Source organism: Streptomyces sp. NPDC006314 (assembly GCF_040613075.1).
GTDB lineage: Bacteria > Actinomycetota > Actinomycetes > Streptomycetales > Streptomycetaceae > Streptomyces.
In genome coordinates this window covers 237,892-262,123 of sequence record NZ_JBEXRL010000002.1, presented here as the reverse complement: position 1 = coordinate 262,123, position 24,232 = coordinate 237,892, and the positions used below count along the sequence as shown (strand labels likewise).

General features: G+C 70.4%; 24 protein-coding genes and 1 pseudogene. 14 read left to right on the top strand and 11 right to left on the bottom strand.

Annotated elements, in window-relative coordinates:
• Positions 1–39: 39 nt before the first annotated feature.
• Positions 40–1,206 (bottom strand): HpcH/HpaI aldolase/citrate lyase family protein, encoded by a 1,167-nt coding sequence (locus ABZ079_RS04275; RefSeq protein WP_356937857.1) that lies wholly within the window; start codon positions 1,204–1,206, stop codon positions 40–42.
• 177 nt (positions 1,207–1,383) lie between these two features.
• Between ABZ079_RS04275 and ABZ079_RS04270 the strand changes: the two genes are divergently transcribed.
• On the top strand, positions 1,384–2,175 hold the full coding sequence (locus tag ABZ079_RS04270; RefSeq protein ID WP_356937856.1) for a TerD family protein: 792 nt from the start codon (positions 1,384–1,386) through the stop codon (positions 2,173–2,175).
• 106 nt (positions 2,176–2,281) lie between these two features.
• Here ABZ079_RS04270 and ABZ079_RS04265 read toward each other — a convergent pair whose 3' ends face one another.
• The 6 genes from ABZ079_RS04265 to ABZ079_RS04240 all read right to left on the bottom strand — a co-directional run bounded on the left by ABZ079_RS04265 (position 2,282) and on the right by ABZ079_RS04240 (position 6,888).
• Positions 2,282–3,019, bottom strand: a complete 738-nt coding sequence (locus tag ABZ079_RS04265; RefSeq protein ID WP_356938120.1) for a Tellurium resistance — start codon at positions 3,017–3,019, stop codon at positions 2,282–2,284.
• Positions 3,020–3,162: 143 nt separating this feature from the next.
• Positions 3,163–4,302, bottom strand: a complete 1,140-nt coding sequence (locus ABZ079_RS04260; RefSeq protein ID WP_356937855.1) for a DUF475 domain-containing protein — start codon at positions 4,300–4,302, stop codon at positions 3,163–3,165.
• A gap of 154 nt (positions 4,303–4,456) precedes the next feature.
• On the bottom strand, positions 4,457–5,035 hold the full coding sequence (locus ABZ079_RS04255) for a TerD family protein (protein ID WP_356937854.1): 579 nt from the start codon (positions 5,033–5,035) through the stop codon (positions 4,457–4,459).
• A gap of 104 nt (positions 5,036–5,139) precedes the next feature.
• A complete protein-coding gene (locus ABZ079_RS04250; protein ID WP_356937853.1) occupies positions 5,140–5,715 on the bottom strand; it encodes a TerD family protein in 576 nt (191 codons plus the stop codon).
• A gap of 138 nt (positions 5,716–5,853) precedes the next feature.
• Positions 5,854–6,312 carry a peroxiredoxin gene (locus ABZ079_RS04245; RefSeq protein ID WP_356937852.1) on the bottom strand — a complete coding sequence of 153 codons (459 nt, stop codon included), beginning with the start codon at positions 6,310–6,312 and terminating at the stop codon, positions 5,854–5,856.
• Between the two features lie 135 nt (positions 6,313–6,447).
• Positions 6,448–6,888 carry a DUF3052 domain-containing protein gene (locus tag ABZ079_RS04240; protein WP_356937851.1) on the bottom strand — a complete coding sequence of 147 codons (441 nt, stop codon included), beginning with the start codon at positions 6,886–6,888 and terminating at the stop codon, positions 6,448–6,450.
• Between the two features lie 418 nt (positions 6,889–7,306).
• On the opposite strand from ABZ079_RS04240, the gene aceE reads away from it, so the two are divergent.
• Both aceE and ABZ079_RS04230 read left to right on the top strand, forming a co-directional pair.
• Positions 7,307–10,054 (top strand): pyruvate dehydrogenase (acetyl-transferring), homodimeric type, encoded by a 2,748-nt coding sequence (gene aceE / locus ABZ079_RS04235; protein WP_356937850.1) that lies wholly within the window; start codon positions 7,307–7,309, stop codon positions 10,052–10,054.
• Between the two features lie 77 nt (positions 10,055–10,131).
• Complete coding sequence (locus ABZ079_RS04230; RefSeq protein ID WP_356937849.1) at positions 10,132–10,872, top strand: ion channel; 741 nt, start codon at positions 10,132–10,134, stop codon at positions 10,870–10,872.
• Between the two features lie 197 nt (positions 10,873–11,069).
• On the opposite strand, the gene ABZ079_RS04225 is transcribed toward ABZ079_RS04230, so the two are convergent.
• Positions 11,070–11,375, bottom strand: a complete 306-nt coding sequence (locus ABZ079_RS04225; protein ID WP_356938119.1) for a small hydrophobic protein — start codon at positions 11,373–11,375, stop codon at positions 11,070–11,072.
• A 235-nt stretch (positions 11,376–11,610) separates the two neighbouring features.
• Complete coding sequence (locus tag ABZ079_RS04220; RefSeq protein WP_356937848.1) at positions 11,611–11,796, bottom strand: hypothetical protein; 186 nt, start codon at positions 11,794–11,796, stop codon at positions 11,611–11,613.
• Positions 11,797–11,809: 13 nt separating this feature from the next.
• Here ABZ079_RS04220 and ABZ079_RS04215 point away from each other — a divergent pair.
• The 3 genes and pseudogenes from ABZ079_RS04215 to ABZ079_RS04205 all read left to right on the top strand — a co-directional run.
• Positions 11,810–12,163, top strand: a pseudogene (locus ABZ079_RS04215) (hypothetical protein); the annotation flags it as partial.
• A 54-nt stretch (positions 12,164–12,217) separates the two neighbouring features.
• The gene (locus ABZ079_RS04210) at positions 12,218–13,435 is read left to right on the top strand and encodes an alpha/beta hydrolase (RefSeq protein WP_356937847.1); all 1,218 of its coding nucleotides are present in this window, start codon (positions 12,218–12,220) and stop codon (positions 13,433–13,435) included.
• A gap of 66 nt (positions 13,436–13,501) precedes the next feature.
• Positions 13,502–14,350, top strand: coding sequence for a DUF4429 domain-containing protein (locus ABZ079_RS04205; RefSeq protein WP_356937846.1), 849 nt, complete (start codon positions 13,502–13,504; stop codon positions 14,348–14,350).
• Positions 14,351–14,360: 10 nt separating this feature from the next.
• Here the strand turns inward: ABZ079_RS04205 and ABZ079_RS04200 are convergent, their stop codons facing one another.
• Entirely contained in the window at positions 14,361–14,828 is a 468-nt protein-coding gene (locus tag ABZ079_RS04200; RefSeq protein ID WP_356937845.1) for a MerR family transcriptional regulator, read from the bottom strand.
• A 97-nt stretch (positions 14,829–14,925) separates the two neighbouring features.
• Here ABZ079_RS04200 and ABZ079_RS04195 point away from each other — a divergent pair, with 97 nt between their 5' ends.
• The 3 genes from ABZ079_RS04195 (at position 14,926) to ABZ079_RS04185 (ending at position 18,304) form a co-directional block, all read left to right on the top strand.
• Positions 14,926–15,399 carry a GNAT family N-acetyltransferase gene (locus tag ABZ079_RS04195; protein ID WP_356937844.1) on the top strand — a complete coding sequence of 158 codons (474 nt, stop codon included), beginning with the start codon at positions 14,926–14,928 and terminating at the stop codon, positions 15,397–15,399.
• A gap of 19 nt (positions 15,400–15,418) precedes the next feature.
• Positions 15,419–16,246, top strand: coding sequence for a serine hydrolase domain-containing protein (locus tag ABZ079_RS04190; RefSeq protein ID WP_356937843.1), 828 nt, complete (start codon positions 15,419–15,421; stop codon positions 16,244–16,246).
• 63 nt (positions 16,247–16,309) lie between these two features.
• The gene (locus ABZ079_RS04185; RefSeq protein WP_356937842.1) at positions 16,310–18,304 is read left to right on the top strand and encodes a serine/threonine-protein kinase; all 1,995 of its coding nucleotides are present in this window, start codon (positions 16,310–16,312) and stop codon (positions 18,302–18,304) included.
• A 15-nt stretch (positions 18,305–18,319) separates the two neighbouring features.
• On the opposite strand, the gene ABZ079_RS04180 is transcribed toward ABZ079_RS04185, so the two are convergent.
• Positions 18,320–18,973 carry a pirin family protein gene (locus ABZ079_RS04180; protein ID WP_356938118.1) on the bottom strand — a complete coding sequence of 218 codons (654 nt, stop codon included), beginning with the start codon at positions 18,971–18,973 and terminating at the stop codon, positions 18,320–18,322.
• 240 nt (positions 18,974–19,213) lie between these two features.
• Between ABZ079_RS04180 and ABZ079_RS04175 the strand changes: the two genes are divergently transcribed.
• The 5 genes from ABZ079_RS04175 (at position 19,214) to fabF (ending at position 24,188) form a co-directional block, all read left to right on the top strand.
• A complete protein-coding gene (locus tag ABZ079_RS04175) occupies positions 19,214–20,419 on the top strand; it encodes a helix-turn-helix domain-containing protein (protein WP_356937841.1) in 1,206 nt (401 codons plus the stop codon).
• An 89-nt stretch (positions 20,420–20,508) separates the two neighbouring features.
• Positions 20,509–21,459 carry an ACP S-malonyltransferase gene (locus tag ABZ079_RS04170; RefSeq protein ID WP_356937840.1) on the top strand — a complete coding sequence of 317 codons (951 nt, stop codon included), beginning with the start codon at positions 20,509–20,511 and terminating at the stop codon, positions 21,457–21,459.
• Positions 21,460–21,469: 10 nt separating this feature from the next.
• The gene (locus tag ABZ079_RS04165) at positions 21,470–22,501 is read left to right on the top strand and encodes a ketoacyl-ACP synthase III (RefSeq protein ID WP_356937839.1); all 1,032 of its coding nucleotides are present in this window, start codon (positions 21,470–21,472) and stop codon (positions 22,499–22,501) included.
• An 81-nt stretch (positions 22,502–22,582) separates the two neighbouring features.
• Positions 22,583–22,831, top strand: a complete 249-nt coding sequence (locus tag ABZ079_RS04160; protein ID WP_018545314.1) for an acyl carrier protein — start codon at positions 22,583–22,585, stop codon at positions 22,829–22,831.
• Between the two features lie 85 nt (positions 22,832–22,916).
• The gene (fabF, locus tag ABZ079_RS04155) at positions 22,917–24,188 is read left to right on the top strand and encodes a beta-ketoacyl-ACP synthase II (protein WP_356937838.1); all 1,272 of its coding nucleotides are present in this window, start codon (positions 22,917–22,919) and stop codon (positions 24,186–24,188) included.
• The last annotated feature ends 44 nt before the right edge of the window (positions 24,189–24,232 follow it).

The following is a 24,232-nucleotide window of genomic DNA, read 5'->3' as shown; positions in this document are numbered from 1 at the left end:
CCTTGGATGTGGGAAGGTCAGCCGGACGTTCCGGCGGCGTCAGCCGGGTATTCCGGCGGCGAGCAGCTCCACGAAGCCGACGTCCTCGTTGGCGACACCGAAGACCTCGGCGCGCAGCAGGGTCCGCTCGGCCCAGGCGCGGTGCGGTTTCACCTCGTTCATCTTGTTCGTATAAGCCGACCGGAGTACACCCCCACCGCCGCGTTCCGGCCGCAGGATGTCCTGGGCGTCGCTGAACTCCTCGTGGCTGACCACGGACAGCGCGTGCACGGGCAGGACGTGGGACGGGTGGATGCAGGTCTTGCCGAGCAGGCCGTTGGCCTGATCGAGGGAGATCTCCCTCAGCAGTCCGTCCATGGCGTGCTCGATGAGCCTCTCGCGCAGCTCGACGGCCTGCACCTCCAGGAAGGGGCTCTGCCTCAGCTGCGGCTTGAACATGCGCTCGGGGACGCGGAAGTACTCCCACACGGGCCCGGTGACGGTGAACCCGGTGCCGTCGGCCCGGCCGAGCATGTTCACCACGTCGGCGATCACGGAGGCGACGATCTGGACGTCGTAGGCGGTCATGTCGGGGGCGCGGCGCAGACCGTAGGAGGAGCAGAAGTCGGTGACGCCGAGGCGGAGCGCGAGGACCCGGTCGCGGTACTTGTCGACCGCGCGGGAGATGCCCTCCAGGGTGTCCACGCGGCTCTCGCGGTAGAGCAGCTCCGGGGATTCGAGCACCGGCATGGCGAAGAGCCGCCGGCCGCTCGCGGTCTCGGCTGCGGTCAGGGCCTCCAGGAAGGGGACGCCGCGTTCCCCGGTGAATTTCGGCAGCACGAATCCGGACAGCAGCCGCACGGTCGGGCCGAGGCGTCGCACGAGGTCGGGGATCTGCCCGGGGGTGCGGACCCGGATGAAGAGCAGGGGCGGTTCCGTACCGGGCCGGGAGTCGAGGTCGGCGAACTGCCGGACGAGGTTCTCCTCGCCCGCCACGACGTCCGCGTCGTCGATCGAGTCCTCCAGGCACAGCACCATCGAGACCACGCCGTGTGCGGCCTGCTTGACGATGTCGTCGGCGAGCCGGGGCCGGGTGGCCGGGCTGTACAGCGTGGCGCCCAGGGCCGCGGAGAGCAGCCGGGCCGGGGCGTCGGCGGTGAACGCGCACGGTTCCTGGTGGAAGAGGCGCTGCCGCGCCTCGGGGGCGATGTGCCCGAAATGACGCATAGGACTCCCTCAGGGGTGCGAGCCGGGCCTGTGGATTCGGTAAAGGGTGGCCGGTAATAGTACGTAGGGATTCATGTCAGGGGTTCCCCGGGGGCGTGAATTCCCGGTGACTCGCCCGTGTCGGCCCCGGCACCCCCCGCATTGTCGTGACCAGGACCGAGAGGGCAGGATGACCGCATGACGCACGCGATGCTGAAGGGGTCGAACGTCCCGCTGGAAGCCACCACGGTACGCGCCGTACTGCGCTGGACGCCCGGGCAGGGGGTTCCGGACGTGGACGCCTCCGCGCTGCTGCTGGGCTCCGACGGCCGTGTGCGCTCCGATGAGGACTTCGTCTTCTACAACCAGCCCCGGCACCCCTCGGGAAAGGTGTGGCGGCTCGGCAAGAAGCGTATCGCCGAAGGCCTGACCGACACGATCCAGACGGATCTCGACGGTGTCGAGCCGAGTGTCGGCCGCATCGTGCTGGTCGCCTCGGCGGACGGCGTCTCCTTCGACCGGGTACCGGCCCTGGGGATCCTGCTGTACGACGCGGCGATGGCCGACGGGGAGCCGCTGGCCCGGTTCGACATCAAGCCGGAGACCGGCGCGGAGACGGCGCTGATCTGCGGCGAGCTGTACCGGCGCGGGGAGGGCTGGAAGTTCCGCGCGCTGGGTGAGGGCTACTCCAACGGGCTGAAGGGCCTGGCCACGGACTTCGGCATCTCGGTGGACGAGTCGGAGGCGGAGGAGGAGCGTCGCCTGCCGGAGACGGCGTCCCAGCCGCTGCCTCCGGAGCAGCCGACGTCGGCGGTGCCGCAGCAGCCCGCCTACGGCTATCCGCAGTCGGCCTCTCCGCAGGCGGGGTACGGGTACCCCCAGCCGGGCAGCCAGCGCGCCTACGGGTATCCCGAGCCGCAACCCGTGCCGGTGGCTCTGGACCCGGATTTCCGGCTGCCTCCGCAGGGGCCGCAGTTCATCGGGCGGTAGGGCGCCCACCGGCTCGGGGCTTGAGCCGGTGAGGCCGAGTGCGGGCCGTTCCCGGTCGGTCGCGCGGTTCCCCGCGCCCCTCCGGGACGCCTTTCCCCCGGGGCGTCTAGCGGGCCACCTTGGCCTTGTGGCCACGGCCCCACTGCAACCCCCACCCGTACAGCCGGTCCAGTTCGCCCTGGAAGCCGTAGACGAACTTGACCTCGCGCCGGACGATCAGTTCGTCCTTGACGTTCTCGATCATGACCACCGCGCAGGAGCGGGCCTGGGGGTGGCGTTCGTCGAGGCCTATCTCGATGCGCGGCCCGTTGCTCGGGTACAGGGTGACGATCGCGTGGGTACGGTCGAAGGCCGGCGTCTGGTCGTAGATGTAGACGAAGACCAGCAGCCGCTTGATGGCGTCCCGGTGGTCGAGATTGACGTACATGGTCTCGCCTGACGCGGAGCCGAACCGGTCGTCGCCGCTGAGCTTGATGTACGGCGGTGCGTTGACGTCGCCGAGGTAGCCGCCGAGCGGCTGGACGACCCCCTTCGTGCCGTCGGCCAGCTCGTACAGACAGCCCAGGTCGAGGTCGACGTTGACCATGCTCTGCCCGTGCCCGAGCACCTCCGGCGGCTTCAGCGCCTTGAAGGGGTGGCGCAGCAGGCTGGTGCGCTGGGCTCCGTCGAAGTCGGAGGTCCGCATCCGCCAGGTGAGGTTGACGCGCAGATGGCCGGTGGCCGCGTCCTGCTTGGTGAGGGACACCGTCTGCTGCCGCCTGGTGAGTTCGATGGCGTTGCTCGAGGCGTTGCCCGAGTCGAAGTCGGCAGCGCGCCCGCCCAGCAGTCCGTCGAAGAAACCCATTCCCGCCCCCAGGTGTTCGTTCACCACGCCGTCGGGGCGGCCGACCATGTCGGCCGCCCCGAACAGAGCGTTCCTCACCCGAAGGGGTGCCACACCCCTTCACACCCCGGATCTGCCCCGTAAGGGATCCGGGAGGGCCCGGCTCAGACTCCCGAGGAGACCTCGGCCTTCTCGTCGGTGCCCTCGCCCGCTGCCGCGAGGGCGCGGTTGCGGCGGACGGAGGACCAGAAGGACCAGGCGATCAGGACGACGCCGACGAGACCGGTGATGACCTCGTTGATCTCGTACTGGATGGTGACCATGAGGATCACGGCCAGGGCGCCGATGGCGTAGTGGGCGCCGTGCTCCAGGTAGACGTAGTCGTCGAGGGTGCCCTGGCGGACCAGGTAGACCGTCAGCGAACGGACGTACATCGCGCCGATGCCGAGGCCCAGCGCCATCAGGACGATGTCGTTGGTGATGGCGAAGGCGCCGATCACGCCGTCGAAGGAGAAGGACGCGTCCAGGACCTCCAGGTAGAGGAACATGAAGAACGCCGCCTGGCCGGCCAGGACGACCGCCGAGCGCTGCTTGCCGCTGCGGACGGCCTCTTCCTCCTCCTCGTGCTCGCGTTCCTCCTCTTCCTCCAGTTTGTCCTCGAAGTAGCCGGACAGGCCGCCGACGATCATGTAGGTGATCAGGCCGGCGATGCCGGCGATCAGGACCGTCTCCGCCTTGTCGGCGTGGGCGCCGCCGTGCTGGTGGGCGTGGGCGGCGAAGGTGAAGGAGGTGATGAGCAGGACGATCAGGGAGATGCAGACCGACAGCATGTCGACCTTGCCGAGCTTGGCCAGGGGCCGCTCGATCCAGCGCAGCCACTGGATGTCCCGGTCCTCGAAGATGAAGTCGAGGAAGATCATCAGCAGGAACATGCCACCGAAGGCGGCGATCGCCGGATGGGCGTCGGTGACCAGCTGCTGGTAGCGGTCCTTGTTGTTCAGGGCGAGGTCGACGGCCTCGAGGGGGCCCATCTTGGCGCTGATCGCGACGATGACGACAGGGAACACCAGCCGCATGCCGAAGACGGCGATGAGCACGCCGACCGTGAGGAAGATCTTCTGCCAGAAGGCGTTCATCTTCTTCAGGATTCCGGCGTTGACCACCGCGTTGTCGAACGACAGCGAGATCTCGAGGATGGCGAGGATCGCCACGATGCCGAAGGCGGTCCACCCCCCGTAGAACGCCGCCGCGACCAGACCGAGCGCGGTGACCGCGAACGACCAGCCGAAGGTTTTCAGAAGCACTGGCTACCCAATCGTGTGTGTACGGGTCTCCCCCGCGCCGTACTCGGCTTTGCTAAATATTGACCACGAGTCTAGAGGGGCACCCTACCGGCGGTACCGGTCAGGGCAACCCTCACGGAAAAGCCACGGCACAGGCCCTTGCGGGGTACCTCGGTTACGAGATGTTCACCCCGAAATCGAGTGCGATGCCCCGCAACCCCGACGCGTACCCCTGCCCGACGGCACGGAACTTCCACTCGCCCTGGTAGCGGTACAGCTCGCCGAAGATCATGGCGGTCTCCGTGGAGGCGTCCTCACTGAGGTCGTAGCGGGCCAGTTCCTGGCCGTCGGCCTGGTTGACCACACGGATGAAGGCGTTGGAGACCTGGCCGAAGGTCTGGCCGCGCTCGTCCGCCATATGGATCGAGACCGGGAAGATGATCTTCTCGCACTGCTGCGGCACCTTGGCCAGGTCCACCAGGAGGGACTCGTCGTCACCCTCGCCCTCACCGGTGAGGTTGTCACCGGTGTGCTCCACGGAGCCGTCCGGGCTCTTGAGCTGGTTGTAGAAGACGAACCACTCGTCGCCCAGCACCCGGTTGCCGCCGCCGCACAGCAGCGCGCTGGCGTCCAGGTCGAAGGGGGCGCCGGTGGTGGACCGGGCGTCCCAGCCGAGCCCGATCATGACGTTGGTGAGGTTCGGTGCGGCCTTCGAGAGGGAGACGTTACCTCCCTTGGCGAGCGTGACGCCCATGATGCTGGTCCTCCCCTTGTGGTGCTTCCCTGGTTGTCCTGCGCGTCCGGCGCCGCCCGTAAACGGTGCGGCGCCGGACGGTAGGGGCGTCGGAACCCCGCCGATCAGACGTTGACGCCGAAGTCCTGCGCGATGCCGCGCAGGCCGGAGGCGTAGCCCTGACCGATGGCGCGGAACTTCCACTCCGCCCCGTGCCGGTACAGCTCGCCGAAGACCATCGCGGTCTCGGTGGAGGCGTCCTCGCTCAGGTCATAGCGGGCGATCTCCTGCATGTCGGCCTGGTTCACGACGCGGATGAAGGCGTTGCGCACCTGCCCGAACGACTGCTGGCGGTTCTCGGCTTCGTAGATCGACACCGGGAACACGATCTTCTCGACGTCGGCCGGTACGCCCGCCAGGTCGACCTTGATCTGCTCGTCGTCGCCCTCGCCCTCACCGGTCAGGTTGTCACCGGTGTGCTCGACCGAGCCGTCGGGGCTCTTGAGGTTGTTGAAGAAGACGAAGTACTGGTCACTCGCGACCTTGCCGGAGTTGTTCAGCAGCAGCGCGCTGGCGTCGAGGTCGAAGTCCGTGCCGGTCGTGGTGCGCACGTCCCAGCCCAGACCGACGATGACGGCGGTCAGGCCCGGAGCCTCCTTCGTCAGCGATACGTTGCCGCCCTTGCTGAGGCTGACTCCCACGGGTCCTCCATGTGGTGTCCAGGGGCGGGGAGCCCCGTCGTGCTTCGGATATGGGATCAACGTGCCGATCCTAGTGACGGGTTCCCGCCGCCCGCGGACCGTGGAGCCGGAGAAGAACAGGTGTCGGCCACGGTCGGCCTACAGGGTGTCGAGCGCCTTCACATAGTCGTTCAGGTCACGGGCGTCCGGAAGGCCGTTGACCACGGTCCACCGCACGACGCCCTCCTTGTCGATGATGAAGGTGCCGCGGACGGCGCAGCCCTTGTCCTCGTCGAGGACGCCGTACGCGCGCGAGACGTCGCCGTGCGGCCAGAAGTCGCTCAGCAGCGGGTACTCCAGGCCCTCCTGCTCGGCGAAGACGCGCAGGGTGTGGATGGAGTCGTTGGAGACGGCGAGCAGCTGGGTGTCGCGGTCCGTGAACCTCGGCAGGTTGTCGCGCAGCTCGCACAGCTCGCCGGTGCACACGCCGGTGAAGGCGAAGGGGTAGAAGAGCAGCACCACGTTCTTCTCACCGCGGAAGCCGGAGAGCCTCACGGTGCGGCCGTGGTTGTCCTTGAGCTCGAAGTCGGGCGCCTTGTCGCCGACCTGGATCGCCATCGTCGTGCATCCCTTCGGTGGGCTGTTCGGGTGAGAGCACAGCAAACGCTCGGCTCCAGCCTACGCAGCGATCACCGCATGCCTCCGGACGGACCGAGCGATCTCGGCCCGTCCGGTGCTGAGGGACGAGACGGCTTACCTCTTGCCGGACTTCGCGGCCTTCGGCGTCGCCAGACGCGAACCGCTCCAGTCCTTGCCCACACTGACGCTCTTCGACGCTGTCAGGCCGGCCGTCGTGGCGGCGTCCTGGATGTCGCTCGGCTCCACGTACCCCGAACGGCCGGTCTTCGGCGTGAGGAGCAGAATGGCGCCACCCTCTTCGATGTACGTGGTGGCATCCACCAGCGCATCCGTCAGGTCGCCGTCGTCGTCACGGAACCACAGCACAACGGCGTCGGCCACGTCGTCGTAGTCCTCGTCCATAAGGTCGCCTTGGACGGCTTCCTCGATGGCCTCGCGGAGCTCCTGATCGACGTCGTCGTCGTAGCCGATCTCCTGGACCACCTGCCCGGGCTGGAACCCCAGCCTGGCGGCAGGGTTCGTCCGCTCCTCCGCGTGGTCCGCGGTCGCGCTCACGGGTTGCCTCCTGATCATGTCTTGATGAATATCCCAGCCACGCGCGTGCGCGAAGCATTGGCCGTAGTCCACACGTGCGGGGCGGATCGCGCAAGTACCCGGCCGCCGGGACCGCCGAAACGGTGACGATCCCGGCCGTGTCGCCGCAACTTCTGGCACCGTATCCCGATTCCGCGCCACCCACATCACACCGGGGTGCCCGATTTGCGAGGTTCGGAATCATCCCGTGTCGCGTATCTCGAACAACTTTGCCAAGCGCGTCACATCCCGAGCGTATCGTTGCGTTTTGACCGGACCCGCGCCCCGGTTACCCCACGGTAGAGATGACGTACGTCTTCCCGAGGTACACGATGGGGAACGGTGCAGGCACGAGTACGAAGCTTCAGAAAAAGCGGCCCTCTGACAGGTAAGGAACAGCGTGGCTTCCGGATCCGATCGCAACCCGATCATCATTGGCGGCCTTCCGAGTCAGGTTCCTGACTTCGATCCCGAAGAGACCCAGGAGTGGCTCGACTCCCTCGACGCCGCCGTCGACGAGCGCGGCCGGGAACGAGCCCGCTATCTCATGCTCCGCCTGATCGAGCGGGCCCGCGAGAAGCGCGTGGCCGTGCCCGAGATGCGCAGCACGGACTACGTCAACACGATCCCCACCAAGAGCGAGCCGTTCTTCCCGGGCAACGAGGACATCGAGCGCCGGATTCTGAACGCGACCCGCTGGAACGCGGCCGTGATGGTCTCGCGCGCCCAGCGTCCCGGCATCGGCGTCGGCGGCCACATCGCCACGTTCGCCTCCTCCGCCTCGCTGTACGACGTCGGCTTCAACCACTTCTTCCGCGGCAAGGACGAGGGCGACGGCGGCGACCAGGTCTTCTTCCAGGGCCACGCCTCCCCTGGCATCTACGCACGCGCGTACCTGCTCGACCGGCTCACCGAGAGGCAGCTGGACGGCTTCCGCCAGGAGAAGTCCAAGTACCCGGACAGCCTGTCCAGCTACCCGCACCCGCGCTCGATGCCGGACTTCTGGGAGTTCCCGACGGTCTCCATGGGCCTCGGCCCGCTCGGCGCGATCTACCAGGCGCGGATGAACCGCTACATGGAGGCGCGCGGTATCGCGGACACCTCCAAGTCCCACGTGTGGGCGTTCCTCGGCGACGGCGAGATGGACGAGCCCGAATCGCTCGGCCAGCTCACCCTGGCCGCCCGGGAGGGCCTGGACAACCTGACCTTCGTGGTCAACTGCAACCTGCAGCGGCTCGACGGCCCGGTGCGCGGCAATGGCAAGATCATCCAGGAGCTGGAGTCGGTCTTCCGGGGCGCCGGCTGGAACGTGATCAAGCTGATCTGGGACCGCTCCTGGGACCCGCTGCTCGCCCAGGACCGGGACGGCATCCTCGTCAACAAGATGAACACGACCCCGGACGGCCAGTTCCAGACGTACGCCACCGAGTCCGGCGCCTACATCCGCGAGCACTTCTTCGGCGACGACCACCGGCTGCGCGCGATGGTCGAGAACATGACCGACGACCAGATCCTGCACCTGGGGCGCGGCGGCCACGACCACCGCAAGATCTACGCGGCGTTCAAGGCGGCCAAGGAGCACAAGGGCCAGCCGACGGTCATCCTGGCCAAGACGATCAAGGGCTGGACGCTGGGCCCGAACTTCGAGGGCCGCAACGCCACACACCAGATGAAGAAGCTGACGGTCGACGACCTCAAGCGCTTCCGGGACCGCCTGCACCTGCCGATCTCCGACAAGGAGCTGGAGTCCGGCCTGCCGCCGTACTACCACCCGGGCCGGAACTCGGAGGAGATCCAGTACATGCACGACCGCCGCAAGGGGCTCGGCGGTTACGTCCCGACCCGCGTCGTACGCTCCCAGCCGCTGGCGCTGCCGGACGACAAGGCGTACGCGAGCGTGAAGAAGGGCTCGGGTCAGCAGTCCATCGCCACGACGATGGCGTTCGTGCGACTGCTCAAGGACCTCATGCGCGACAAGGAGATCGGCAAGCGGTTCGTGCTGATCGCGCCGGACGAGTACCGCACGTTCGGCATGGATTCCTTCTTCCCCAGCGCCAAGATCTACAACCCGCTCGGCCAGCAGTACGAGGCGGTCGACCGCGACCTGCTGCTCGCGTACAAGGAGTCGCCGACCGGCCAGATGCTGCACGACGGCATCTCCGAGGCCGGCTGCACGGCCTCGCTGATCGCGGCCGGCTCGGCGTACGCCACCCATGGCGAGCCGCTGATCCCGGTGTACGTCTTCTACTCGATGTTCGGTTTCCAGCGCACCGGCGATCAGTTCTGGCAGATGGCCGACCAACTGGCGCGCGGTTTCGTACTGGGCGCGACCGCCGGCCGTACGACTCTGACCGGTGAGGGTCTGCAGCACGCGGACGGCCATTCGCAGCTGCTCGCCTCGACCAACCCGGCGTGCGTGGCGTACGACCCGGCGTACGCCTACGAGATCGCGCACATCGTGCAGGACGGTCTGCGCCGCATGTACGGCAGCTCGCCCGAGCACCCGCACGGCGAGGACGTCTTCTACTACCTGACCGTCTACAACGAGCCCATCCAGCACCCGGCCGAGCCGGCGGGCGTGGACGTCGAGGGCATCGTGAAGGGCGTCCACAAGATCAATGAGGGCACGGACGGCTCGATCCCGGCGCAGATCATGGCGTCCGGTGTCGCGGTGCCGTGGGCGCTGGAGGCGCAGAAGATCCTCGGCGAGGAGTGGAACGTCAAGGCGGACGTGTGGTCCGCGACCTCCTGGAACGAACTGCGCCGCGAGGCCGTGGAGTGTGAGCGGCACAACCTGCTGCATCCGGAGGAGGAGCAGCGGGTGCCGTTCGTGACGCGGAAGCTCAGCGGGTCCGAGGGCCCGTTCGTGGCCGTGTCCGACTGGATGCGATCGGTTCCGGACCAGATCGCGCGGTGGGTGCCGGGCACGTACCAGTCGCTGGGCGCGGACGGCTTCGGCTTCGCCGACACCCGGGGCGCGGCGCGCCGCTTCTTCCACATCGACGCCCAGTCGATCGTGGTCGCGGTGCTGACCGAGCTGGCGCGCGAGGGCAAGGTCGACCGGTCCGTTCTGAAGCAGGCCATCGACCGGTACCAGCTGCTGGACGTCTCGGCGGCGGACCCGGGGGTCGCGGGCGGCGACGCGTAGTACCGCGCAGCCTGAGTGGGTGAAGGGCGGTGGAGTCCGATTCTCCACCGCCCTTACCTTTTCTTTACGATGCGGACATGGAGCGACATTCGGCGCAGGCGGCCTGGGAACGGCGCACCCAGCGGCCACTGCTGGCGCTGGCGGTGGCGTTCGCCGTCGCGTACGCGGTGCCGATCGTGGACGGTTCCGCGGGGTACTCGCTGACGGCCGTCTGCACGGCCGTCGAGTGGGTGGTGTGGGGGTCGTTCGCGGTGGACTACGTGGTACGGCTGGCCCTCGCGCCCCGGCGCAAGGAGTTCGTACGGCGGCACTGGCTCGACCTGTGCGCCGTGGTGCTGCCGATCCTGCAGCCGCTGCGGCTGCTGCGACTGGTGTCGACGCTGCTGCTGGTGGGACGGCGGGCGCGGATGGCTCCGCAGATCCGGCTGACCACGTACGTCGTCGGTTCCGTGGTCGGGCTGCTGATGTTCGGCTCGCTGGCGGTGTTGTCCGTGGAACGGGACTCACCGGACGGGAACATCAGGACGCTGGGTGACGCGGTGTGGTGGTCGTTCACCACGATGACGACCGTGGGGTACGGGGATCACGCGCCGACGACCGGGCTCGGGCGGATGATCGCGGTCGGGCTGATGCTGTCGGGGATCGCGCTGCTGGGTGTGGTGACCGCGAACATCGCCACGTGGTTCATCGCGCGGTTCGAGAAGGACGACGTGGAGGAGCGGCGGCAGACGGAGGCGATCACCTCTTTGACCGAGGAGGTTCGGCTGCTGCGGGCTGAGGTGGCTCGACTGGCGGAATATCAGGAGCAGCGGCGTTGACCTTGGCGCCCGATGCCGGGGCTGGGCGGGGGTGGGACGCCTGCTGACGCCGGCCGCCGCGCCCGCCCTGGCCGTCCCAGCGGCACGACCGCCCGCAGCTGAGAAGCGCCTGAACGGGCGCGGGGAACTGGGCGCCCGGTCCCCGCGCCCGCGGCCGGGCGACGGCCCCTGCCGCACCGGCGAGACGCCGCCGTCGGCTAGAGCAGCCCGTGGCTCCACGTGGCCGCACCCGCCAGGGCGACGATGGCGAGCAGGGTGTCGATCGCGCCCAGGATCAGGGCCACCAGGGCCGGGACGTTGTGGTCGTTGGACCACTTGCGGCCCATGGACTGCCAGCCGCAGAACATCGCGACCGGGCCGAGGATGACGCCCAGCGCGAAGAAGCCGGCCACCGCGCAGATGGTTCCGATGATCCCGAGCGTCGCACGGTCCGGCCCGGTCCGTTGCCACATCCGGCCACGTGACCGGGGGTACCCGCGCGTTCCGTGCCCGAAGCCAGCCATCATCAACTCCCTGATGCCTATGGACAGTTCGGCTTCGGTGTGCGGGTACCCCGGTTCCGCCGGGGCAGACCTGCGCGCGCTGCCCCCCTCCAGCAGCGCGCGCCACGGCCCGACCGCCCTCCCATGCGCTGCGGAGGACTTGACCCACTGTGACCTGTGGCTCGCGCCGAGGGCGAGGAATCTTTAGCGGAGTCACCCTGATAGGCGAAATCCGCCCGAGTCAGGAGAGCGCGGGTCAGACGTGGCCCGCGCCCGCACCCGCCTCCGCGCCGGCACCCCGCTGGGAGAGCAGCGCGACCACGACGGCGACCGCCGCCACACCCGCCGCGGCCAGGGAGGTGAGGCTCATCCCGGTGGCGGAGGCCTGACGGGCCACCTCGGTGATCTTCGCGGTGGCCGGTGCCGGGGTGCCCTCGGCCACCGGGGCGATGCCGACGCCCGCGCTGCTCGCCGCCCCTCTGCGCCGCTCGGCCGCCGCGGAGGAGACGGTCGCGCGCCTGCCGGCCGAGTGGGAGGGCGTCGGCGTGGACGTCGACCCGCGGCCGCGGCCGGCCGTGGCCGTGTTCGGCGGGGTGACAAGGGTCACCGGACGGCGGTAAAAAACGGGCGGGGAGTTCAGCCAGGAGGCGATGCGCACGCTCACCGCGCCGTGCCTCGACCAGGTGGGTTCCGGCACCCGACCGGGAACCGGCGCAGCACGTGAGGTCGTTGGCAGGTCGTCCCGAAGATCGGCCGACCGGGAGCCGGGGAGATCGTCGGCAGACCGTTCGACGCTCACCGAAACGTGATCCCTGTCACTCGGTTACCCCGAGACCCTCCCGTTCTCCTAGTGTGTCCTCCCAGTGACTTCCTTCGACACCTCCCCGCAACTCAACGTCTGGCGCGCACTGCTGGCCCTGGCCGTGGTGTTCGTGATGCTCGCGACCACCGGCTGGACCGCCCTGCGCAGTCACCGGGAGTCGGCAGCTCTGCAGGCCTCGCTCACCAAGTGGGAGCACGGCCGCATCCACGGCCTCCCCCTGCCGGACCCCGAGGCCGACCCGGCGCTGCTCACCCGTTTCTTCGCCTCGCTCACCCACAAGGATCGCGACCGTCTCGCCCACCGTTACCCGCTCGCGGTCGGCAATATGAACGGCGCCCCCGCCACGCTGCGCTACAAGGCCAACCACATCGCGCTGGAGCAGGCGCGCGAGGTCGAGCAGAAGCGCATGCACGACAGCCGGCTCAGTGCGGCCGGACAGCAGGACGCGGGCCGCCGGATGCGCCGCTACGAGTCCCTGCTGGAGCCCGGCCGGCACATCCTGGCCTTCGACCCCCAGGGGTCGGGCCGAGTCGCCGAGGTGTTCGGCAGCCTCGACCGGGCGCAGCGGATCTCGGTGGTCGTCCCCGGCGTCGACACCGATCTGCTCACCTTCCAGAGGACGTATCGCAAGTACAGCGCCCCGGTCGGCATGGCGAAGGCGCTGTACGCGGCCGAGCGCTCGGCCGGCCCCACGACGCGTACGGCCGTGATCGCCTGGGCCGACTACACCTCCCCCGACGGGCTCGGCGTGGACGCGGCCACCGGCCTGCGCGCCGAGGAGGGCGCCGTACGGCTGAACGGCCTGCTGCGGGCCCTGCCCGGCCGCGCCCGGGTGGCGATGGTCTGCCACAGCTACGGCTCCGTGGTCTGCGGGGTCGCCGCGCACGGCATGCCGCGCCGGGTGACCGACATAGCGGTGGCCGCGAGCCCCGGCATGCGGGTCACCAAGGCGTCCCGCCTGAACACCACGGCCCGGGTGTGGGCCATGCGGGACGCCACCGACTGGGTCCGGGACGTTCCGTACCTGGAGCTGGGTGGGCTCGGGCACGGGGCCGATCCGGTGTCGTCGGCGTTCGGCGCGCGGGTGCTGTCCGCGCGGGACGCGCAGGGGCACGCCGGCTACTTCCAGCCGGGCACGGACAGCCTGCGCAACCTCGCCGAGGTCGGGGTGGGCGCGTACGAGGCGGTGACGTGCGCACGCGAGAACGATGCGTGCCGGGCCGGCCTGCCCGGCACCCTGACGGCCGGACGCGCGTAGAAGCAGCAGGAAGTGCGGTCTGCGCGGGTGGCGACGGAGGAGCACGTGCCGCATACGATGAGCCGCATGGGTGACGTACTGGCGGGTTTTCATGCCGTCTGGGAGTTCGAGTCCGACTCCGTGCTCATCCGTTACGAACGGGGGATTCGAACACCCAAGCTCTTCCAGGCACTCGGGGAACGGCGGATCCCGCTGTCCGCGGTCGAGGACGTGGCACTCACGCCGGGCAGACGCGGCACCGTCGCCCTGCGCCTCGTACCGCGCGCCGGCGCCGACCCGCTGATGGAGGCGGCGGCCGGTCAGCTCAAGGAGGGTTCCGACCCCTACCGGCTGGTCCTGCCCGCCGAGCGGGAGACCCTCGCCGAGTACTACGCCGACGAAGTGAAGGGCCTGCTGACCGCGTCCGGCCCCTGCGAACGGCATCTGATCGCGGCGCCCGAGGCGCCCCTGCACTTCAAGGCGTACGACGGGAAGGCGTCCTTCGACGGGGCGTCCGTGCAGTTCCGCTGGTCCTGGACCGGGGCGTCCTCGGCGAAGTGGAAGGCCGGCGACCAGAGTTTTCCGGTCGCCGGCCTCAGCGGAGTGGAGTGGCGCTCGCCGGAGGTCTTCGAGGGGCATCTGCGGTTGCTTCCGCGGGAGCCCGGATCCGGCCGGCCGGCGCAGCCCGACCAGGACCCGGCGTCGGTGGTCTTCGGGCTCGGGTACGGGCCGGTGCACGAGTCGCTGCCGTTCGCGGCTGCCGTACTGGCGGCGGTGCGGACGCGAGGGCCCCTGGCGGCGGTTCCGGCCCGGTCACGGCGCGACCCCGCCGACATCGCCGAGCGGATCCGGCACCTCGGTGAACTGCACCGGGCCGGGCTGGTCACCGACGAGGAGTTCTCCTCCAAGAAGGCGGAGCTGCTCGCGGAGCTTTAGCATCCGCCGCCTAGGGCGTCACCGGCTCCGCCGAGTAGAAGCTGATCTTCCTGTCGAGGACGCCGAGGGTGTCGTGCAGTTCCGCGATCCTGGCCAGTACGTCCCGGCGGGTCGACTCCAGCAGCCGGCGGCGCTCCGGGTAGGTCCCGTCGCCCTCGCGCACCAGCTCCGCGTACCGGACCATGTCCGCCACCGGCATGCCGGTCAGCCGGAGCTTCGTCACGAAGTCCAGCCAGTCCAGGTCGCGGTTGGTGTAGCGGCGCTGGCCGGTGTGCGAGCGGTCGACGTGCGGCATCAGGCCGATCCGCTCGTACCAGCGCAGGGTGTGCGCGGTCAGGCCGGTGAACGCGACGACCTCGCTGATCGTGTAGCGGTCCTGGCCGTCGGGGCGTGGGTGGCGCCGGGGTGGTGCGGAGCAGATGTCGGCGGGAGTGGTGGTGGTTGCGCTGTCCGCTGGCGGGGTCTGCATCACCGTCATGCCCCCACGCTATGGCCTTCGAGTGCACTCCAGGCAAGCGGGGCCGGTCGAGAAATCGACAGGACGCCGTCCAGGGCCGGTGATTAGCGTGCGGCCCATGAGTCTCGTACGCCGGGCCCTGCCCGAGGATGCCCCCGAAGTGCTGCGGCTGCGGCAGGTCATGATCGATTCGATGTCCGAGTCGGGAGGTGGCCCGACCGGCTGGCACGCCGAGTCCCTGCGGACCCTCCGGGACCGGCTCGCCGGGCGGGACGGTGACTTCACGGCCGTCGTCGTCGACCATCCCGACCGGCCCGGGGCGCTGGCGGCGCTCGCGGCCGGGACGCTCGAGTACCGCATCGGCAGGGCCGGCAATCCGCACGGGCGCGTCGGACACGTCTTCAGTGTCGCGACCGACCCGGACGCCCGGCGGCGCGGCTACGCGCGCGCGTGCATGGAGGAACTGCTGGAGTGGTTCCGCGCGCGGGGGGCCCGGCAGGTCGACCTCAACGCGTCCGCCGCGGCCGAGCCGCTGTACGCCTCGCTGGGTTTCGTGCGCAAGCCCGACCCCTCGATGCGGTTGGAGCTGTGAGCCGCATAGGCTCGCTGCCATGTCGTTGCAGAGCCTGGCGCTGATCGAGAACTGGCCCGTCCCCACCGCCGCGGCGGGCGTCGTACGAGCCGACGGAACCGTCCTCGGAACGCACGGCCCCGCCGGGCACCGCTTCCCGCTCGCCTCGGTCACCAAGCCGCTGGCGGCCTACGCGGCGCTCGTCGCCTACGAGGAGGGCGCCATCGACCTGGACGAGCCGGCCGGTCCGCCCGGGTCCACGGTGCGCCATCTGCTCGCGCACACCTCCGGGCTGGCCTTCGACGAGCACCGGGTGATGGCCCCGCCCGGGGAGCGCCGGCTGTACTCCAACGCCGGGTTCGAGCAGCTCGGGGACCATATCGCCAAGGCGACGGACATCCCGTTCGCGGAGTATCTGCGGCAGGCCGTGCTGGAGCCGCTGGGGATGACCGCGACCTCGCTGGACGGCTCGCCGGCCAAGGACGGTGTCTCGACGGTGGAGGATCTGCTGCGGTTCGCCGCCGAGGTGCAGGCGCCGCGGCTGCTGGACCCGCGCACGGTCGCGGAGGCGATGACCGTGCAGTACCCGGGCACCAAGGGAGTACTGCCGGGATACGGACACCAGAACCCGAACGACTGGGGGCTCGGTTTCGAGATCCGCGATGCAAAGTCGCCGCACTGGACGGGCGGTTCGTCGTCGCCTCGGACCTTCGGGCACTTCGGGCAGTCCGGTACGTTCCTGTGGATCGACCCCGACGCCGGGCTGGCCGGTACCGCCCTGACGGACCGGGCGTTCGGACCCTGGTCGATCGAGGCATGGCCGGTCCTCACGGACGCGGTGCTTCGGGAGTCACGCGGCGAACACTGATCAGCGTCCGATAACCTCCCCGGTGCACCACGAGATCTCAGGCACAGGCATCGGGGGAAAGTGATGGGCGGGCATCAAGCAGACGGCCAGTTCCGGCCGTTGGAGAGTGGCGACCCACAGGCGGTGGCGGCCTACCGGCTCGCGGCGCGCCTCGGTTCGGGCGGGATGGGCACGGTGTACCTGTCGTACACCCCCGGCGGGCATCCGATCGCCCTCAAGACCATCCGGCCGGAGCTGAGCGAGGACCCCGAGTTCCGCCGCAGGTTCCGGCAGGAGGTCCAGGCCGCACAGCGCGTGCAGGGCCTCTACACCGCGCCGGTCATCGACTACGACACCGAGGGCGCGCGGCCCTGGCTGGCCACCGCCTATGTGCCCGGCCCCTCACTGGCGGCGGCCGTCGCCGAGCACGGCCCACTTCCGGTGCCCACGCTCCTGCTGCTGGTCGCGGGCGTGGCGGAGGCACTGACGGTCATCCACGGCGCGGGCATCGTGCACCGCGACCTGAAGCCGTCCAACGTGCTGCTGGCCGGCGACGGCCCCCGGGTGATCGACTTCGGTATCGCGCGGGCCACCGACGCCACGGCCCTCACCGGCACCGGCGTCTCCGTCGGCACCCCCGCCTTCATGTCTCCGGAACAGGCCGCCGGTAGGGAGATCACCTCCGCCTCCGACGTGTTCGCCCTCGGCCAGGTCGCCGCGTTCGCGGCCCGCGGCTCCGGCGCGTACGGCGACGGGCCCTCGCACGCCGTGCTGTACCGGATCGTCCACGAGGAACCCGACCTCACCAGCCTGCCCGACGCACTCGGGTTCATCGCCCGCTGCCTGGCGAAGGATCCCGCCGACCGTCCGTCCCCGGCGGAGGTCATCGCGTTGTGCCAGGAGGCGTCCCCGGGCGGGCTGCGCCAGTCCGGCGAGTGGCTGCCGGAGGCGATCGGCACCCAGATCACCCGGCGGGTCTCGGCGTCCGCCGCGCTGGCGGCCCAGCCCACCGCGCCGACCCAGGCACCGCCGGCGACCGCGCCCGTGACCCACCCCACCGGGACGGTACCGCCGCCCCCGGCGACCGCACCGGTGACCCAGCCCGCCACCGCGATACCGGCGCCGCCGGCCACCCCTCCCGCGGGCCTGCCCACCGCGGCCGTACCGGCGCCGCCGCCGACCGCTCCGGTGACCCACGTCGACCAGCCGGCGCCGCACGCCATGCCGACGGTGGCCGCACCGCACACCGCGCCGACCGTGGCCGCACCGCACACCGCGCCGGCTGCGCCCGCACCGCACACGCCGGCGCCGCCGAACCCGTACGACCCGCCGGCCGCCACTCCCCCGGCCGCTCCGTGGCCCGGGGCACAGCCCCAGCCCCAGCCCCAGCCCCAACCGCAGCCCCAGGCCCGGCCGCGGCGCAGGAACCGCGTCGGTGTGATCGCCGCGGTCGTCGTGGCGGCGGTGCTGGTCGGTGGGGGCGGCGCCTTCTACCTGAGCAAGACGGGCGGCGACACCAAGGACAAGGCCACCGGCAACTCGGCGAAGGGCTCCGCCGCGAACTCCGACTCGGGCTCCGACTCCGACTCGGGCTCCGACTCCAGCTCCGGCTCCGGCCCGGACACCGGATCCGGCAGCTCCTCGGCCCGGCCCGACCCCCAGCCGATCTCCTTCAAGGGCATCGACATCCCGATGAACTACTACGTGCGGTTCGCGGACTCGCCCCCCAAACCGCTGTACGACGAAACCGGCGCCCGCTACGTCGACGACGCCGACCTCTTCTACGAGACCAACGGCTTCGGCGACGAGAAGGTCCTCGGCAGCAGCGGCGAGAAGCTCGTCCTGCTGAACAACGCGCAGCAGGGCTCGCTCGCCACCTGCCGGGCCGAGACCCGGTACGCGCAGGAGGCCAAGCTCTCCCAGCTGTCCCGGGGTTCCCAGCTGTGCGTGCACACCACATCCGGCCACATCGCCCTGGTCACCTTCCAGGGCACCGCCCCCAAGTCGGACCTCGGCGACTACATGACGGTGGACATCACGGTGTGGCGGAACGCCGAGGAGCCCACCAGCAAGGAGTGAGCGGTACCGCGCCGCTCACCGGGTCAGCTCCCACAGCAGCAGCTCGGCCGGCGTGACCCCCTCCACCTCCAGGTCCGTCGCCCCGGTGATACGCGCCGAATCACCGGGGCGCAGCTCCTCACCGGCCAGCCGGACCTCCCCGCGCACCACGTGCGCGTACACGTACGCGGCGTCCGGCACGGCGGTGCGCTCCCCCGGCGCCAGGCGGCGCACGTGCAGCAGGACGCCGGCTTCGCGGACGGCGTACGGCGTGGAGTCGGCGATGCCGGGGACCAGCTCGTAGGACGGAGTGCCGCCCGGGGCGAGCGGGGCCAGCCAGGTCTGCACGAATGTCAGGGGTGCGTCGCCGTCGTTGCGTTCGACGTGCCGGACACCGGCCGCCGCGCTGAGGTGCTGGACGTCTCCGGGGCGGACCGTCGTCTCGTGGCCGGTGGAGTCCCGGTGGGTCAGCTCGCCCTCGACCACCCAGGTCACGATCTCGGTGTGGCTGTGCGGGTGTTCGTCGAAACAGGCACCGGGATCGAGCCGCTCCTCGTTGCAGGCGATCACCGCACCGAAGCGCAGGTTGTCCGGGTCGTAGTGGGGGCCGAAGGAGAAGGCGTGGCGGGAGTCGATGCCGGTCTCCGGGTCCCCTCCGCGGTAGCGCTCGTCGGCGCGCCTTACGTCCATCACGCGCACCACGGTAGCCGCAGGGAACGCACCCCCGCCGGACCACGTGGGACCGTGCGCGGGTGCGGGTCCCCCATGGCCGGTCGCGCGGTTCCCCGCGCCCTGGGGACCTGCAACCGCCGCAGCCGCATCCGTACCGCCGCGGGCGGACCCACCCGCCGGCGGCGCGGGGCAGGTCCGGTATCGGCAAGCATGACCCGGCAGCGCACCCCGGCGTCCCGATAAGGCAGTCTTGTCCCCGTGCCCGAACCCGAATCCCACCGCAACGCTCCCGCAGTACACGCCGTCCACTCGCACGCCGCGACCCTGAAGCGCCTGGAGAAGTCCTCCGGGAGTCTCGCCGCGCAGGCCATCGCGCGCATGGACGAGACCCTGCCGTGGTATCGGGCCATGCCCCCGGAGAACCGTTCCTGGATCGGGTTGGTGGCCCAGGCGGGCATCGCGGCCTTCACCGAGTGGTTCCGGCGCCCGGACGCCCCGCAGGCGATCTCCACGGACGTCTTCGGGACCGCACCGCGCGAGCTGACGCGGGCCATCACGCTGCGGCAGACCGTGGAGATGGTGCGGACCACCATCGAGGTCATGGAGAGCGCCATCGACGAGGTGGCCGCGCCCGGTGACGAGAGCGTGCTGCGTGAGGCGCTGCTCGTGTACGCCCGCGAGATCGCCTTCGCCACCGCCCAGGTGTACGCCCAGGCCGCCGAGGCACGGGGTGCCTGGGACGCGCGGCTGGAGTCGCTGGTGGTGAACGCGGTGCTCAGCGGGGAGGCCGACGAGGGCGCCGTCAGCCGGGCCGCCGCGCTCGGCTGGAACTCGCCCGAGCATGTGTGCGTGGTGCTCGGGACCGCGCCCGACGGGGACAGCGAGCTGACCGTCGAGGCCATACGGCGGGCCGCCCGGCACGCCAAGCTCCAGGTGCTCACCGGGGTCCTGGGGGCCCGGCTCGTGGTCATCGCCGGGGGCAGCGACAATCCGCTCGCCGTGGCCAAGTCGCTGATCGGGCCGTTCGCCGCCGGGCCGGTCGTCGCGGGGCCCGTCGTACCCGACCTGCTGGCCGCCACGCGGTCCGCGCAGGCCGCCGCCGCGGGGCTGAAGGCGTGTTCCGCCTGGCAGGACGCGCCGCGGCCGGTGCTGGCGGACGATCTGCTGCCGGAGCGGGCGATCGCGGGCGATCCGAGCGCCCGTGAGCAACTGGTGGAGGAGATCTACAGACCGCTGGAGGAAGCGGGCTCGGCACTGCTGGAAACGTTGAGTGTCTACCTGGAGCAGGCGAGCAGTCTGGAAGGCGCGGCCCGGATGCTCTTCGTTCACCCGAACACCGTGCGCTACCGGCTCCGACGTGTGACCGATGTCACCGGATGGTCACCCTCCGATGTACGATCCGCGTTCACACTGCGGATCGCGCTCATCCTGGGGCGTCTGGCCGACGGTGAGGCCCAGGCATAGGGTTTTGTGGGGGCTCCACAAAACCCCTCCGTGTTCTTCGTCCCTGTCCCCACGGGCGGCCGTGGCCGCCCCCAAGAGAGAGTGTGAGAGTGCTCGTACTCGTCGCTCCCGGCCAGGGCGCCCAGACGCCCGGCTTCCTGACTCCCTGGCTCGACCTTCCCGGTGCCGCGGACCGCGTCGCCGCGTGGTCGGAGGCCATCGGCCTGGACCTCGTCCACTACGGCACCCAGGCCGACGCCGACGCCATCCGCGACACCGCGGTGGCCCAGCCGCTGCTGGTCGCCGCCGGAATCCTGTCCGGCGCGGCACTGGGTACGTACTCGTTCGCCGCTGACGCGGCGGGCACCGAGACCGGCCCGGGCGCCGTCGCCGGCCACAGCGTCGGCGAGTTCACCGCCGCCGCCTTCGCCGGGGTCCTGGACGACACCGCCGCGCTGCGCCTGGTCCGCAAGCGGGGTCTGGCCATGGCGGACGCCGCCGCGATCACCGAGACCGGTATGTCGGCGCTGCTCGGCGGCGACCCCGAGACGTCGGTCGCGCACCTGGAGAAGCTGGGCCTGACGCCGGCGAACATCAACGGCGCGGGCCAGATCGTCGCCGCCGGCACGCTGGAGCAGCTGGCCGCGCTGAACGAGGACAAGCCCGAGGGTGTCCGCAAGGTCGTGCCGCTGAAGGTCGCCGGCGCCTTCCACACCCGTCACATGGCCCCCGCCGTCGAGACGCTGGCCAAGGCCGCCGTGGAGCTGACGCCCGCCGACCCGAAGATTCCTTACGTCTCCAACCGGGACGGCCAGGCGGTCGTCACCGGCACCGAGGTGCTGGAGCGGCTGGTCGGCCAGGTCGCCAACCCCGTGCGCTGGGACCTGTGCATGGAGACCTTCAAGGAGCTGGGTGTCACCGCGCTCGTCGAGGTGTGCCCGGGCGGCACGCTGACCGGCCTGGCCAAGCGGGCGCTGCCCGGCGTGCGGACGCTGGCCCTCAAGACCCCCGACGATCTCGACGCGGCCCGCGCGCTCCTTTCGGAGTACGCAGGTGCCTAAGGAGCCGTACATGGCGAAGATCAGGCCCAGCAAGGGCGCCCCGTACGCGCGCATCCTCGGTGTCGGCGGCTACCGGCCGACCCGGGTGGTGCCCAACGAGGTGATCCTCGAGACGATCGACTCGTCCGACGAGTGGATCCGCTCGCGCTCCGGCATCGAGACCCGGCACTGGGCCGGCCCCGAGGAGACCGTGGCCGCGATGTCCATCGAGGCCTCCGGCAAGGCGATCGCCGACGCCGGCATCGACGCCGAGCAGATCGGCGCGGTGGTCGTCTCGACCGTCTCGCACTTCAGCCAGACCCCGGCCGTGGCCACCGAGATCGCGGACAAGCTGGGCACGAACAAGGCCGCCGCGTTCGACATCTCGGCCGGCTGCGCGGGCTTCGGCTACGGCCTGACCCTCGCCAAGGGCATGGTGGTGGAGGGTTCCGCCGAGTACGTGCTCGTCATCGGCGTGGAGCGGCTCAGCGACCTGACCGACCTGGAGGACCGGGCGACGGCCTTCCTGTTCGGTGACGGCGCCGGCGCGGTCGTGGTCGGCCCCTCGCAGGAGCCGGCGATCGGCCCCACCGTGTGGGGTTCCGAGGGCGACAAGTCCGAGACGATCAAGCAGACCGTCTCGTGGGACCGGTTCAGGATCGGCGACGTCGCCGAGCTGCCCGTCGACAGCGAGGGCAACATCAAGTTCCCTGCGATCACGCAGGAGGGCCAGGCGGTGTTCCGCTGGGCCGTGTTCGAGATGGCGAAGGTCGCCCAGCAGGCGCTGGACGCGGCCGGGATCACCGCGGACGACCTGGACGTCTTCATCCCGCACCAGGCCAACGTGCGGATCATCGACTCGATGGTGAAGACGCTGAAGCTGCCGGAGCACGTCACGGTCGCCCGTGACATCCGCACCACCGGCAACACCTCGGCCGCCTCCATTCCGCTCGCGATGGAGCGGCTTCTGGCGACCGGCGAGGCGAAGAGCGGTGACACCGCGCTCGTCATCGGATTCGGGGCGGGTCTCGTGTACGCCGCCACGGTCGTTACCCTCCCCTAGGCACTCCGTGCCGGATCATGCGGTCCGGCAGGGGGACAACTGCCACAAACCGTCTGGATTATCGAAGAAGGAGCGCCTGACATGGCCGCCACTCAGGAAGAGATCGTCGCCGGTCTCGCCGAGATCGTGAACGAGATCGCCGGGATCCCCACCGAGGACGTCCAGCTGGACAAGTCCTTCACCGACGACCTGGACGTCGACTCGCTGTCCATGGTCGAGGTCGTCGTCGCCGCCGAGGAGCGCTTCGACGTGAAGATCCCGGACGAGGACGTCAAGAACCTGAAGACCGTCGGCGACGCGACCGACTACATCCTCAAGCACCAGGCCTGAGCCACCCCCTAGGCCGCAGGCTGCAAGGCCCCGCCACCCGGCGGTGGCGCCGTAGAATCCCGTATCCGTTGGAGAAAGAATTCCCGTGAGCCCGACCAATCGCACTGTGGTCGTCACCGGTATCGGCGCAACCACACCGCTGGGTGGCGACGCAGTTTCTACCTGGGAGGGCCTGATCGCCGGCAAGTCCGGCGTCAAGCCCCTGGAGCAGGAGTGGGCGGCCGAGCAGGCCGTCCGTATCGCGGCCCCGGTCGCCGTGGAGCCGACCGAGGTCATCCCGCGGCCGCAGGCCCGCAGGCTGGACCGCTCGGCGCAGTTCGCGCTGGTCGCGGCTCAGGAGGCGTGGAAGGACGCGGGCTTCACCGGCAAGGCCGGCGAAGACGACGGCGTCGACCCCGACCGCCTGGGCGCGGTCATCGCCTCCGGCATCGGTGGCGTCACGACGCTGCTCGACCAGTACGACGTGCTCAAGGAGAAGGGCGTCCGCCGGGTCTCCCCGCACACCGTCCCCATGCTGATGCCGAACGGTCCCTCGGCCAACGTGGGCCTGCTCGTGGGCGCCCGGGCGGGCGTGCACACGCCGGTCTCCGCGTGCGCGTCGGGCGCCGAGGCCATCGGCTACGCCATCGAGATGATCCGCACCGGCCGAGCCGACGTCGTCGTCGCCGGCGGTACCGAGGCGGCCATCCACCCGCTGCCGATCGCCGCGTTCGGCAACATGATGGCGATGTCCAAGAACAACGACGACCCGCAGGGCGCGTCGCGTCCCTACGACGTCGACCGCGACGGCTTCGTCCTCGGCGAGGGCGCCGGTGTGCTCGTCCTGGAGTCCGCCGAGCACGCCGCCAAGCGCGGGGCCCGCGTCTACGCGGAGGCCGTCGGGCAGGGCATCTCCGCCGACGGCCACGACATCGTGCAGCCGGAGCCCGAGGGCCGCGGCATCTCGCACGCGCTGCAGAACCTGCTGGACAACACCGGCCTGGACCCGGCCGAGATCGTTCACGTCAACGCGCACGCCACCTCGACGCCGGCCGGTGACATCGCCGAGCTGAAGGCGCTGCGGAAGGTGCTGGGCGACGACACGGACCACATCGCGGTGTCCGCGACCAAGTCGATGACCGGGCATCTGCTCGGTGGCGCGGGCGGTGTGGAGTCGGTCGCGACCGTACTCGCGCTGTACCACCGGGTGGCGCCGCCGACCATCAACATCGAGAACCTCGACCCCGAGGCGGAGGCGAACGCGGACGTCGTGCGCGACGAGGCGCGGAAACTGCCGGTCGAGGGCCGGATCGCCGCGCTGAACGACTCGTTCGGGTTCGGCGGTCACAACGTGGTTCTGGCATTCCGGACCATCTGAGAACGTAAGTGAAGGGCCCTCACCGGCAGGTGGGGGCCCTTCCT